Raw genomic sequence first — 13,622 nt, 5'->3', positions numbered from 1 at the left:
CCTATATTCCTATATTCCTATATTCCTATATTCCTATATTCCTATATTCCTATATTCCTATATTCCTATATTCCTATATTCCTATATTCAGTAACATCAAAACACCCACTGTAAACTCATACCATTTTGTTTTAACCAATTAGATGATGTTTTGTAATCGGGGAGAAACGCCTCTACGCGCTGCCAAAAAGCTTTGCTATGATTTAAATACTTTAAGTGGGCAAGCTCATGAACAATCACATAGTCTATAGCGTGGTAAGGAGCACCTATAAGATGTAAATTAAAAGTGAGTTCTCGCTTGCTATTACAACTCCCCCACTTTCGTTTATAAACACCTATTTTTAAATCATTTGGCAACTCTTCACCCATTTGAGTACAAAAATACGCTAAACGCATCTCTATGTATGCAATAAGCTGCTCTTTTAAATAAGTCTCTAATAGCTGTCGATAATTTTGATAAGTATTTTTAACTCGAGGAGATATTGTGATAAGCAAGTGGTCATCATACGGGGTTACTTTGGAATCTTGGCCTGAGTCCAGTTTCAAACAAATAGTTTCTGAAAAAACCCTGATTTTTTTAGATTCAAAGGGGTACTGCTTAGTGTCATCAATTGACGATTGTTTTTTTAATTGTTCTGCAACCCACTCTTGTTTGTCAAATAACCAAGTATCAATGTGTTTTTTTGCGACAAAATGTGGCGCATACACAGTTACCTTTTGACTATGCACTTTTATTGCGACTGTTTTGCGTCTAGTACTCTTTTTTAGTTGATATTCAAACACGACCTAAACTCTAAATATTGCATCCGTTTATATAATCCATATTACCATCAATTTTAAACTCTTAAGCATAAAGTCGCACTTAACTCCTAATCCGCTTTATTATAATAAGCTATAGATTGAGCCGTCTGTTTTATTTGAATTGAAAGTTAAAATATTTTATTTACTTCAATAACAAAAAATAAATAAACTTGGTTAAAATTCGTCACTTTATAGCGCGATTAGAAATAACGGTTCATTTATTAGTAAATTAGATTAAACTTGTAAAATAAAGATTATATTTCGAGCCGTTATGCTATCAGCTTTCTTCATTACAGACCAAGATCCAAGCCTAATACTCAATGGGGTTTACGACCCTCTTCTAGTCTCAATGTCTGTATTAATAGCCATTTTTGCTGCTTTTTTTACTACTAAGCTCATTGATTTAGCAAAAGAGACTAAATTCCCTCGTTATCAACGCTTAGCAAATATAACTGCAGCAACTGTATTTTCTTCTGGTATTTGGAGTATGCACTTTATAGGTATGTTAGCTTTTTCGCTATGTACTAATATAAGCTACGATCCAACAATCACACTACTCTCTTTTCTTCCTGCTTTATTAGCATGTCAGTATGCGGTATCAATACTTGTAAATAGTGATGGAAACTTTAGAGTGCTCAGCATTTGCTCCATCTTACTAGGGGCTGGTATTGGTACAATGCATTACAGCGGTATGGCTGCAATGGAGCTTTCCCCAATGTTGCGCTATGACCCACTGACCTTTGGCCTTTCAATTTTAGTTGCCGTCGCTCTTTCGTTTATAGCGTTATATAGCCGCTTTAATCTTGAAAAATTTTTTCCAAAACTATCATACCTACAAAATAGAGCCATCAGCGCTACAATATTAGGCTTTGCTGTTGCTGCTATGCATTATATGGGCATGGCATCTACACGCTTTGTTGCAACATCTCCTCTTTTATATGACGACGCAAATGCTTCTGCTGGGCTCACTTTTGTAGCCATCGCGGTTGCAACTGCAACGATTGCCATTACAAGCGTAGTAGCGGTACTTAATGGCATGGTCAGATATAAAATGTTACTTGAAGAAAAGTCAGCCGACGAGTCTCGCTTAAACGCAATTTTAGGCACAGCCATTGATGGAATCGTAACGATTGATCACACCGGCATTATTTTGAGCTTTAACGAATCAGCCAGTAAAATTTTTGGCTGGCACGAAAATGAAGTACAAAATCATAATATTAAAATGCTAATGGATGATGCTATCGCGATGCATCACGATAGCTACCTTTCTAAAGCTAAAAATATTGATTTAGGTAAAGTAATCGGTGTTAACCGTGAAATTTTTGCAAAGCATAAAAATGGCCACTTATTCCCGATTCGTTTGGGGATTGGAGAAGTTAATCAGCCAGGGCAAAATCCTCTATACGTAGGCTTCATAACCGACTTATCAGAGCAACGAGCTTTACAAAAAAGCCTTGAAGAAAAAGAGCAAAAATACCGCTCTTTAATGGATAACATGCCAGGTGTGGCTTTTAGGTGTAAATTTGATGATAACTGGACCATGCTTTTTATCAGCCCGAGCATCAACGAGTTAACGGGTTATAACCCTAATGAATTTACTGAACATTGCATTGAATTTAACGATCTAGTTTTAAAATCAGACCAGCAACCTATTGTAGATGCCGTCACAAAAGCCGTAGAAGAAAAACGTCAGTATTCAATCGAATACAGAATTCGCCACAGAAGCGGTAAAATCTTATGGCTTTTAGATAAAGGCAGCATCGACTTTGACCCCCAAGGCCAAGCAAAGTGGATTGATGGTGTTTTAGTTGATATTACAGAACGCAAAGAATATGAAGAAAAACTAGAGCAAGCTAAATTTAAAGCTGAAGAAGCTGCTTATGCAAAGCAATCTTTTATGGCTAATATGAGCCATGAAATACGCACCCCAATGAATTCTATAATAGGTTTTAGCGATCTATTAATGGACACTCCACTTGATCAAGAACAACAAAAACATTTAGTGACCGTAAATAATGCAGCGCGTTCATTACTTAGATTATTAAATGAAATTCTCGATTCCGCAAAACTAGAGCGCGGTAAGCTCACTATTGAGCCTATACACTTTAGTTTAAAGCCAGTAATAGACAGTATTATTTCTACTTTTTGGCTAGAAGCTAAAAAGAAAGATTTAGAACTTAAACTTCATATTAAAGAATCAGTAAGTGCTACTTATTACGGTGACCCAGATCGACTCAGGCAAGTACTTACTAATTTAATTGGTAATGCTATTAAGTTTACCGAAAAAGGCTCTGTTACCGTAACTGTTGCTATAACACAAAATCAGCATCTGTTTTTTGAAGTGCAAGATACCGGTATTGGTATTGCAAAAGATCGTATTCAAGCAGTGTTTCAACCTTTCGAACAAGCCGATGGTACTACTACTCGCCGTTTTGGTGGTACAGGTCTTGGTACTACCATAAGCAAACAACTTGTAGAGCTTATGGGCGGAACAATAAACTTAGTAAGTGAACTAGGTAAAGGCACCTGCTTTTACTTTTCATTGCCGCTTACTTTAGGTGACGAAACTAAAATAGATCATTTTGATGGTCTACACACACAACTGCCTGCACTTAGGGTGTTAGTAGTTGACGATATAGAGCAAAATACAGAACTACTTTCTTTACTCCTGTCACGCGATCAGCATGCAGTTACCAAGGCATCTAACGGACTTGAAGCGATTAAAGTGTTTGAAGAACAAGACTTTGATGTCATTTTAATGGATATACATATGCCATTGTGTGATGGCATAGAGGCAACACAAAAAATAAGAGCAATAGAAAATCAAAGACAAATTAAATACACGCCAATTATCGCGCTCACAGCCAGTGTATTACAACAAGATAAGCTTACGGCTAAAAAAGCAGGCATGAATGGCTTTGCAAATAAACCCGTCGATATAAATCAGCTAAACCAAGAAATAGCACAAGTGCTTGGTCTTGGTATTGCAAAAGAAATGGTTATATCGCAAAGCGATCCTAAAGCGCAGCATATAGATTTTGAAAAAGGGTTAGCTCTTTGGGGTTCTAAATGTAAGCAACTTACAGAGATTACTAAATTTATTAGTGGCAGTAATAAACGGTTCGAAACATTATTCAGTGATAAATTATCAAACATAAAAGATGTCGATAGCACCATTCACACACTTAAAGGTGTTGCTGGTAACTTAGGCCTAATAACATTAATGAAGTTATTAACCGATTTAGAGCAAAAACAAAGTGACGCTAAAGTTATTAGTACTTTAGAGGATATAAAAAACGAGCTACTTGTCATCTCACAATTGCTATCATCTAATACTTGCGATAAGCCAAGTAGTAAGCCTGAAGATAATAGTTCTGACACGCTATCAATTGATGAAATTAAGTCACTGTGTAAGACGCTTTATCAAGATGCACAAAATGCAGAGCTAAATGATGAGCTATTAGCAAAGCTGCAACGCGGCGCATCTTCAATCTATAAAAATGAAGTTGATGCTATAGCCGAGGCCTTTGATGAATTTGATTTTGATAAAGCACACGTAATACTAGAAACCTTACTTGAAAAACTAACAAACAATGAGTATTAATTAATGGATTTTACAACAGATAGGCCACGAGTATTAATTGTTGACGATGAGCCTGCAAATCTAAAAGTAATGCGCGAAGTGTTAGGTAATCAATATCGTATGTCGTTTGCTAAATCGGGTGATGCCGCATTGGCACTACTTGAAAAAGAACTACCAAAGCTAATCTTGCTCGACATAATGATGCCAGATATGAATGGTTTTGAAGTATGTCAAATAGTTAAAGGTAACCCTAAAACATCACACATCCCAATTATTTTTGTAACTGCACTTGGTGATGAAAGCGATGAATATAAAGGTTTTGAGTTAGGCGCCGTAGATTATATTACTAAGCCAATAAGCCCTGCTATTGTAAGAGCTAGAGTTAAAACTCACTTGTCGCTAGTGCAAGCTGAGCAATTAAAACAAGCACATGTAGATTTAGTACAACGCCTAGGCCGTGCTGCTGAATATAAAGATACTGACACTGGCGAACATATAGTGCGTATGAGCCAATACAGCAAAGTATTAGCATTAGCGCTAGGTATGGATGAGCAAAGTGCAGAGCTTTTACGCCAAGCCGCCCCAATGCACGATGTTGGGAAAATAGGTATCCCTGATGCTATCTTACTCAAGCCAGGAAAGTTAACTTTTGAAGAGTTTGAACATATGAAGAAACACGCCATAATTGGTGCACAAATATTAGCAAATTCTTCATCGCCATTATTACAACTCGCTCATAAACTTGCTATTGAACACCACGAAAAATGGGATGGTTCAGGCTATCCTAACGGGATCAAAGGCGAAGAAATATCAATTGAAGGTAGAATTGTTGCCGTTGCTGACGTTTTTGATGCTCTGACTTCAAAACGCCCTTATAAAGAGGCATGGAGTGTAGAGAAAACAGTTTTGCATATGCAAGAGCAAGCAGGAGCTCATTTTGATCCCGCTCTAATCGAACTATTTGTGAAAAACTTAGACGATATTCTTGCTATAAAAAATTCAAATCAAGAAAGCTAATTCTTTTTAGCGCTGTGAGAGCCAAGCTCAACATTTGGATAGTAAGACTTTATATAACGATAGTCATGTGAGGTAATTTCATGGCTATTACCGCTTTCATCTTTAAAGTACATAGAAAACGTTACACCATGATCCGCTAGCACTGCTTTTATGTTTAAACCCTCAAGATGATTACGCCATTGAATAAATTGATCCCCTGAGGCCAAAAATGCAATCCCTTTACTACGCCCCTCACCTTCAAAAAGTGCTAAACGAGTTGTTGAACTAGTATCTTCAAGTGTTAAAGGGCCGCGTCCGTCCTCATCCCAAAAGGCAAGCTCGGGTACTACACTAAAACCTAAAACACGCTCATACCACTTAACGGCATCAACCAAGTTATCAACATTTAAATGGCAATGATCAATCCCAGATAATTTAGGTATGCTTGTATTATTCACGTTACTCACCTATTTCTGACTTTAATTGCTCTAAAAAGTCATGCATATACCTTGTACGCCTGTTCGCTTCTGCTTTAGCAGATGGCGTATTCATACTATCGGCAATATGTAATAACTTTATAAAAAAGTGATCAAGCGTGTATGTTTTATCATCAGCCTCGCGTTCAACACAAAAAGGGTCTTCTGGATTGTACAATAGCCGAGAAATTGATCCGCCTACTTTCATGCATCGACTCACCCCAATAGCGCCCAATGCATCCATTCTGTCAGCATCTTGTACTATTTGCGCTTCAACTGTTTTAATTTTTATATTTGCGCTGAAACTATGAGCGGCAATGGCATGATGAATCTCATCAAAAAGTGACTCGTCATAATTAATAGATTTTAAAAATTCCAATGCCTTATCGGCTGCCATAGTAGAGGCTTTTGCACGATCAGGGTGGTTTTTAGCCACCGCCACACAGTCGTGCATCCACGCTGCAGGTAATACAACTGACATGTTTGCCTGCTCCGCATTACATAACTGTATTGCAACGCGCACCACGCGTTCTATATGGGTAATATCGTGAGCAACATCGGCATGCACTAAAGAGGTTATAAATTCTCTACATTGTGAATTAAGTATTTTTAAATCGGGGCTTAAAACGGCGTCAGGCACTATTAGGTTCCAAAAGCTAATGAATCGATAAATTATCCGTACTTTACCGTGCTTTATGCCCACCTTGCAAAACATTCATTGTATGTTGCTCCTTGCTTGACTAAAATACAGCGCTTATTTATTACTACTGAGAAGCCTTATGTCATCTGCCGTTTACCTACAAGCTGGTCGCGATAAATCATTAAAAAGAAAACACCCTTGGTTATTTTCAAAAGCCATCAAAAAAATTAAAGGTAAACCTGGATTAGGCGACACAGTAACGATTCACGATAGCGAAGGTAAGTTTTTAGCAACTGCTGCTTACAGCCCTCACTCACAAATTCGTGCACGTGTTTGGAGCTTTGACGAAAAAGAAGTAATTGATCAAAACTTTTTTGAACGCCGTTTACGTCGCTCATTAGAAGCACGTAGCCAAGTAATAGAAGAAGGCGGATTAACAGGGTTTCGATTATGTGCTGCTGAATCTGATTACTTACCAGGCGTTACAATCGATAAGTTTGATAATGTATTAGTGTGTCAGCTACTAAGTGCGGGTGCCGAGCGTCATAAAGGCGAGATTGTTGGCGCGTTGATGTCTATTTTCCCAGGTTCTAGCATTTACGAGCGCTCAGACGTAGAAGTACGCACTAAAGAAGGCTTAGAGCCAATAAAAGGCGCTCTTTGGGGTAACGAACCAACACAGCCGGTACTTATTGAGGAAAACGGTTTTAAAATTGAAGTCGATATAATTGATGGACATAAAACAGGCTTTTATTTAGACCAGCGCGATAGCCGCGCCGCACTTGAGCGCTTCTCAAAGGGTAAAACGGTACTTAACTGTTTTAGTTATACAGGTACATTTTCGTTGTACGCCCTGCGTGGTGGATGTGAGCATGTAACTAACGTAGACGTATCTCAACCCGCTTTAGATACAGCAAAACGTAATGTTGAGCATAATAACTTAGATTTAAATAAAGTAAGTTTTGTTAAGCAGGATGTATTTAAGTTACTACGCCAATACCGCGACGAAGGTAGACAGTTTGATACCATCGTAATGGACCCACCAAAGTTTGCTGATAATAAAGCGCAGCTAACCGGTGCGTGTCGTGGTTACAAAGATATCAACATGATTGCCATGCAAATACTAAAACCAGGTGGAACATTACTAACGTTCTCATGCTCTGGTTTAATGGAACAAAACTTATTTCAAAAAGTAGTAGCCGATGCAGCACTTGATGCAGGTAAAGACCTACTTATAATGGAGCGATTAAACCAGGCAGCTGATCACCCAATTGCTGGCAGCTACCCTGAAGGCTTTTACTTAAAAGGCTTAATCTGTAAGGTTTTTTAATATCTACTATTGAGTTTAACTGGATTCAAGTTAGTTAAACTGAATGATTTCAAGACCTGCTGTTACCGTGCCATCATCTTCTTTGCTGGCACGTATTACTTTTGCTGTTGCATTTAAAGGCGCAATACTTGGGTGAGTTGAATCAATGTTCACCGTCAGTAATGTATTAGGTTCAAGTAATTCATCTAAATGAATTGATAAACCTGTTGCACTTAAATCCACGCACTCTGCGGCAAAACTTAAACCCGCTATTGGTTCTATCGTTGTTAAATTTGCAGGTGTATTGATCTGCATGCGTCTAAAATTTCGCTTATCATCAGTAAACATACGTTACCTCTAAAAAACCGTGTTAATTTCTTCCAACAAAGCACCCACTGAAAATGGCTTTACAACATATGCGTTACAACCAGCGTCAAACCCTGCTTGTTTTTCAGATGGAGACTCTAGGCCCGATACCATAACAACAGGAATATTTTTTGTTTCAGGTGTGTGTTTCAGCATTCGGCATGTATCATAACCATCAAGACCAGGCATACAAACATCAAGCAAAATTATATCTGGCGGACTCGCAATTGCCGATGCAAGACAGCTTTGCCCTGAATCTGCATAACTAACATCAAATTTCGACGCGAGTGCTGCTTTGAGCATTTCAAAATTAAAATACTCGTCGTCTACCACTAAAAGTCGCTTTGTTTTATGTTCAATCGATGAGGACATAACTATGTCACTTCCTTTTCAAAACAAAAATAAATCCTCCTATTAAGGTACTAAGCTTAATAGAAAATGCAAGTTTTATTCTATCTCTTTTATCGCATTGAGTACCCGTTTAGCAGATATTGGGTAAGGCGTGCCGAGTGTTTGAGCAAATAGCGACACTCTAAGCTCTTGTTGCATCCAAAAAATAGCGGTTACTTCTTGTGGAATAGGCAAGCCTTTAGGCGTTTTATTAACTACTTTTTTGTACTCTTGAGCAACTTTATCCAACTCTAGTACGCATAACCTATCACGATTTGGATCCACAGGCAGCTTCTCTAAACGTTTTTGAATCGCTTTTAAATAACGAATTAAATCCGTTATTTTATCTGCGCCATGCGCGCTCACAAAACCTTTAAATATAAGTGACTCAAGCTGTGATTTTATATCGCCATGCGCGGTTATCATGGTTAAATCAACGCGCCCTTTCATTTTTTTATGCAGTGCGTGCGCAATACTTAATACTTGCTCAACTTGCGTTGCAATCGATACAACGGCATCACCTAGCTCACCTCGTATTTGCTCTTTTACTGTTTCAAATGCTTTTTCGTCGCGTATATCGCCGTGTTTCACTAATAAGCTATCAACACCTGCGGCGATACAATCATCAATTAAATCAGCTATTTTACCAAATGGATTAAAGTACAAACCCAGCTTTGCCTTATTCGGTAAGTTTTGTTGTAAGTACTTAATTGGCGACGGCACATTTAACAATACTAAACGGCGCAAACCTTGTTGATGCGCTTGCTGCGCTTTTGCTTCACTATCAAAAAGCTCCACTGCAGCGGCTGATTTTTTATCCACCAGCGCAGGGTATGCTTTTATTTCGTATTGACCTTGTTTTTTAACATATGACGCTGGCAGCTCACCAAAGTCCCATTGTGTTAGGTCTGATTTTTCAATGCCTTTATCGGCTACTTTAGACAGTGTTTCGGTTACTTCACCTTGCAGCTCTGCTTTAAGTTTGGCTAAATCAAGTCCACGAGCAAGTAACTTATCGTGTTCATCACGTACTTCAAACTGCAATCGTAAATGCGGTGCAAGCGCGGTTAAATCCCACGCTTCTGCATCAACTCTCACACCTGTCATTCTTAATAAGCGCGTAGCTAAAGCATCAATTAAGCTACCTTGCATTGGCTCAATAGCTGCAAGTACTGCATCTGCATAATTTGGTGCTGGCACAAAATTACGGCGAAGCGATTTAGGCAATGACTTTATAAGCCCACTTATTAGCTCATGTCTAAATGCAGGTATATGCCAGTCAAAACCACTCTCTTGTACTTGATTCAACAGTGCTACCGGTATTTGCACCGCAACACCATCAACCGCTTGTCCTGGGTCAAAATGATAAGCAAGCGGTAATATAATATTGTCTTGCTGCCATGTGTCAGGGTAGTCAAACTCAGTGATATTACTTGCACCATGCTGCATTAGCTCTTCACGGGTCATGTGTAAGTAATGTTTATTTTGTTGTTTTTGTGTTTTATACCATTTTAAAAATGCAGCGCGGTTATTAATTTCTTTGGGTATTTTTTTATCGTAAAACTCAAATAACGTTTGCTCATCAACTAAAATATCACGACGACGAGACTTATTTTCCAGTACTTGAATATCTTCAATAAGCTCACTGTTAAACGCTAAAAAGCCCTCGTTTAAGCCCAGCTCTTGCTCAACTAATGCAGTGCGTACAAAAAGCTCTCGGCTCACTTTAGGGTCAATATTGCTATAAACACAGCGGCGTTTATTTACAACAAGTAAGCCGTACAAAGTTTGCTGCTCAAACGCGATTACCGCACCTGGCTTTTTCTCCCAGTGTGGCTCTGTGTAGCTACGTTTTACTAAATGCTGTGCTAATGGTTCTACCCAGTTAATGTCTATTTTTGCATTTGTGCGGGCATATAATTTACTGGTTTCTACCAGCTCCGCTGACATGATCCATTTAGGACTCTTTTTAAATAAACCTGAACCCGGAAAAATATGAAACTGACTATTACGTGCACCTTTGTATATTTGCTTCTCATCTTTAAAGCCAATATGGCTCAGCATTCCGCTTAATAACGCTTTATGAACAAGTTCGCCATCAGCCGCTTGGCTGGTTGCTTTCATGCCCATTTCGTTACACACAGTACTTATTTGATAAACAATATCTTGCCACTCACGCAAACGCATATAGGCTAGGAAATCTTTTTGACACAGCTTTCTAAACTGGCCGTTAGTCAGCTCGCTTTGCTGCTCTTCTAAGTAATTCCATAAGTTCAAAAAAGCGATAAAGTCTGAATCTGGGTCGTCAAAGCGACCGTGTTTTTCGTTAGCTGCAGCACGTTTTTCTTGCGGGCGTTCGCGTGGATCTTGAATCGACAGCGCCGCTACAATAACAATCACTTCACGCAATGCGCCAAGTTTGTGAGCTGTGAGCACCATTTTAGCTAAACGAGGGTCTACCGGTAATCGGCTGAGTTCTCTACCTGAAGCGGTTAAACTCGTTTTACTATCACGTTTGTCTGGTTTTACTGCTTGTAGTTCTTCTAATAACGATAAACCATCACTTATATTACGGCTATCTGGTGCTTGCACAAACGGAAATTGCGCCATATCACCAAGCCCGAGTGCCAACATTTGCAAAATAACTGAGGCAAGATTAGTACGCAGTATTTCAGGGTCGGTAAACTCTGGGCGCGATAAAAAATCATCCTCAGAGTACAAGCGAATACAAATACCCGCTTCAACACGTCCACAACGACCCATACGCTGATTAGCACTTGCTTGCGATATAGGTTCTATTGGCAGGCGCTGAACTTTTGTACGATAACTGTAGCGGCTTATACGCGCAGTACCTGGATCTATGACATAACGAATACCAGGCACGGTTAGTGACGTTTCGGCTACGTTGGTCGATAAAATAATATGACGACGAGAATGTGGCGCAAATATACGGTTTTGCTCTGCGTTAGATAAGCGCGAGTAAAGTGGTAATACATCAGTGTGTTTTAAATTACGCTTGCTAAGTGCATCAGCGGTATCGCGTATTTCACGCTCACCGTTTAAAAATATCAGTATGTCGCCAGGACCTTTCGCGCACAGCTCGTCAACAGCATCAAAAATACCTTGTAGCTGATCGCCCTCGGCTTCCATATCTTCTTTATTAATATCGGCCGTTGGGTTGTAACGCACATCAACAGGGAAAGTACGGCCCGATACTTCTATAATGGGCGCATCATTAAAATGCTTTGAAAAGCGCTCAGGATCGATGGTTGCAGACGTAATTATTATTTTTAAATCGGGACGTTTTGGAAGTAGGTTTTTTAAGTAACCTAAAATAAAGTCGATGTTTAAACTACGCTCATGCGCTTCATCTATAATTATGGTGTCGTATTGGTTTAAAAATCGATCTTGCTGAATTTCTGCCAGTAAAATACCGTCAGTCATGAGTTTAACGTACGTATTATTAGAAACCTGATCGCTAAAACGAATTTTAAAACCGACTTGCTGACCAAGTTCGCACTTCATTTCTTCAGCAATACGGTTAGCCACCGTTCGCGCAGCGAGTCGGCGTGGTTGAGTATGGCCTATTAAGCCATCAACACCACGACCAAGCTCTAAACACATTTTAGGTATTTGAGTTGTTTTACCTGAGCCCGTCTCACCGGCAATAATAACCACTTGGTTATTTGCAATGGCGTCTTTAATTGTTTCCTTTTTTTGACTTACTGGCAATTGCTCAGGGTAAGTCACTTTAGGAAGGCCCGCTAAGCGTTTATCGCGTAATTCTTGGCTACGGGTTATATCAGCCGCTATTTTTTCAAGCGCGTTGGCATGCTTGTTTTCATCCGTTATTTTTTTTACGCCATGTAAGCGTTTTTTGAAAATGAATTGATCTTTTTTCAAGCACGTTTTTAGCTCGCCAAACAACTGACCTAGGTTTACCACCCGCATACCTTACAAAATTAGTTAAAGAGCCATAATTGTATCAAATTAAACGGCCGGGGTTAATCCTACAAAATGCATAACACGGGGTTGTTTGTTATATAAACGCTGCGATTCACCTAAACTGCGAATAATAAATCTATCTCAAGCAGTTATTTTCAGCGCTAACTGCACTGAAAATAACTGGCTAGCAATAAATGAATTAAAATATCATTGTGGTTCAATATGTTAGTAAATCTCTTAACCAGAGTTGAGGTTAATTAAATTACTTTGGCTTATTCGTCGTTAAAAATGCCCACGTAGGTCGCTTGCGTATTCGATTTACTTGCCCGATACATGCCAGAGGTATTAAACGGCAAGCTAATATTCCCCTTAGTATCAATAATAATAACGCCACCAGTGCCACCAATTGGCTTAAGCACACCGTTTATAACTTCATCTCCAGCTTCAGCTATGGTTTTACCTTGATACTTAACACGCGCACATATATCGCTCGCTACGTTATAGCGAATAAAATATTCACCGTGCCCTGTTGCCGATACTGCGCACGATTCGTTTTCAGCAAATGTCCCAGCACCAATTACCGGCGCGTCACCTACACGGCCATAACGTTTTGCCGTCATACCACCTGTAGGTGCTGTGTACATAAAGCTAAACTAAAGCTTGCTAAATTAAAATATCTGCTGAGTATGGGAACCTGAAACTCCAATGTATGCCAAAGAAAAACCTTTACGAGTTTCAAAATCCCACAGTGTCACTTAATCCAAAGCTTTAAGGAGCTCTAATAAAAAGCCCCTCCCTTTGTCGGTCAAGTAAGCTCGTCTTACTCTATAATCATTAGGATCATGTCTTAAAGTAACCAGATACATACCCTCTTTGGTAGGGGTGGCCCTGTCACTTAACATACGTAAATTACGGCTAACTGTAGCCTTAGGCATACCAAGCTTTTCTACTAACTCTGATGAGCTAATACCCTCTGAACTACTTACCTCGATAAAAATAGCCAACCCATTAGGAGGGAAGTCAGCATGGTATTTACGTAACAATTTTGCGAGGTTCATACCTCTCTTAAGTTCTTTCTGCATATTTAACCCGTATAGATCTTAATTAAATGTGATT

The 13,622-nt window shown here is 39.1% G+C and carries 10 protein-coding genes and 1 pseudogene; 3 read left to right on the top strand and 8 right to left on the bottom strand.

The features are described from left to right. Nucleotides 1–96: 96 nt before the first annotated feature. Nucleotides 97–735 (bottom strand): SprT family zinc-dependent metalloprotease, encoded by a 639-nt coding sequence (locus GQR52_RS09030; protein WP_165728270.1) that lies wholly within the window; start codon nt 733–735, stop codon nt 97–99. A 337-nt stretch (nt 736–1,072) separates the two neighbouring features. Between GQR52_RS09030 and GQR52_RS09025 the strand changes: the two genes are divergently transcribed. Beyond that, nucleotides 1,073–4,405 carry an MHYT domain-containing protein gene (locus GQR52_RS09025; protein WP_165728207.1) on the top strand — a complete coding sequence of 1,111 codons (3,333 nt, stop codon included), beginning with the start codon at nt 1,073–1,075 and terminating at the stop codon, nt 4,403–4,405. 3 nt (nt 4,406–4,408) lie between these two features. Continuing rightward, complete coding sequence (locus GQR52_RS09020) at nt 4,409–5,401, top strand: two-component system response regulator (protein ID WP_165728206.1); 993 nt, start codon at nt 4,409–4,411, stop codon at nt 5,399–5,401. On the opposite strand, the gene GQR52_RS09015 is transcribed toward GQR52_RS09020, so the two are convergent. After that, complete coding sequence (locus GQR52_RS09015; RefSeq protein ID WP_024590998.1) at nt 5,398–5,838, bottom strand: VOC family protein; 441 nt, start codon at nt 5,836–5,838, stop codon at nt 5,398–5,400. The genes GQR52_RS09020 and GQR52_RS09015 overlap by 4 nt on opposite strands. A gap of 1 nt (nt 5,839) precedes the next feature. Further along, on the bottom strand, nt 5,840–6,496 hold the full coding sequence (locus GQR52_RS09010) for an HD domain-containing protein (protein ID WP_165726322.1): 657 nt from the start codon (nt 6,494–6,496) through the stop codon (nt 5,840–5,842). 139 nt (nt 6,497–6,635) lie between these two features. Between GQR52_RS09010 and GQR52_RS09005 the strand changes: the two genes are divergently transcribed. Continuing rightward, the gene (locus GQR52_RS09005) at nt 6,636–7,826 is read left to right on the top strand and encodes a class I SAM-dependent methyltransferase (RefSeq protein ID WP_007581068.1); all 1,191 of its coding nucleotides are present in this window, start codon (nt 6,636–6,638) and stop codon (nt 7,824–7,826) included. 30 nt (nt 7,827–7,856) lie between these two features. Here GQR52_RS09005 and GQR52_RS09000 read toward each other — a convergent pair whose 3' ends face one another. The 5 genes and pseudogenes from GQR52_RS09000 to GQR52_RS08980 all read right to left on the bottom strand — a co-directional run bounded on the left by GQR52_RS09000 (nt 7,857) and on the right by GQR52_RS08980 (nt 13,588). Continuing rightward, entirely contained in the window at nt 7,857–8,153 is a 297-nt protein-coding gene (locus GQR52_RS09000) for a PilZ domain-containing protein (protein WP_007581065.1), read from the bottom strand. 9 nt (nt 8,154–8,162) lie between these two features. Continuing rightward, on the bottom strand, nt 8,163–8,543 hold the full coding sequence (locus GQR52_RS08995) for a response regulator (RefSeq protein WP_007581064.1): 381 nt from the start codon (nt 8,541–8,543) through the stop codon (nt 8,163–8,165). A 75-nt stretch (nt 8,544–8,618) separates the two neighbouring features. After that, complete coding sequence (hrpA, locus tag GQR52_RS08990; RefSeq protein WP_346774282.1) at nt 8,619–12,506, bottom strand: ATP-dependent RNA helicase HrpA; 3,888 nt, start codon at nt 12,504–12,506, stop codon at nt 8,619–8,621. Nucleotides 12,507–12,778: 272 nt separating this feature from the next. Then, nucleotides 12,779–13,135, bottom strand: a pseudogene (locus tag GQR52_RS08985) (isoaspartyl peptidase/L-asparaginase); the annotation flags it as partial. 126 nt (nt 13,136–13,261) lie between these two features. After that, the gene (locus tag GQR52_RS08980) at nt 13,262–13,588 is read right to left on the bottom strand and encodes a hypothetical protein (RefSeq protein WP_197176904.1); all 327 of its coding nucleotides are present in this window, start codon (nt 13,586–13,588) and stop codon (nt 13,262–13,264) included. Nucleotides 13,589–13,622: the final 34 nt, after the last annotated feature.

Origin of the sequence: Pseudoalteromonas sp. 31A1 (assembly GCF_011378815.1) — a bacterium.
In the GTDB taxonomy this organism is placed as follows: domain Bacteria; phylum Pseudomonadota; class Gammaproteobacteria; order Enterobacterales; family Alteromonadaceae; genus Pseudoalteromonas; species Pseudoalteromonas arctica.
Note: the sequence above shows the minus strand (reverse complement) of the source record. Positions and strands in the feature narration are given on the sequence as shown.

Coding starts and splice junctions, on each gene's coding strand:
- GQR52_RS09020 (WP_165728206.1), top strand. CDS start 4,409: ATGGATTTTACAACAGATAGGCCACGAGTATTAATTGTTGACGATGAG.
- GQR52_RS08980 (WP_197176904.1), bottom strand. CDS start 13,588: ATGCAGAAAGAACTTAAGAGAGGTATGAACCTCGCAAAATTGTTACGT.
- GQR52_RS09025 (WP_165728207.1), top strand. CDS start 1,073: ATGCTATCAGCTTTCTTCATTACAGACCAAGATCCAAGCCTAATACTC.
- GQR52_RS09005 (WP_007581068.1), top strand. CDS start 6,636: ATGTCATCTGCCGTTTACCTACAAGCTGGTCGCGATAAATCATTAAAA.
- GQR52_RS09000 (WP_007581065.1), bottom strand. CDS start 8,153: ATGTTTACTGATGATAAGCGAAATTTTAGACGCATGCAGATCAATACA.
- GQR52_RS08995 (WP_007581064.1), bottom strand. CDS start 8,543: ATGTCCTCATCGATTGAACATAAAACAAAGCGACTTTTAGTGGTAGAC.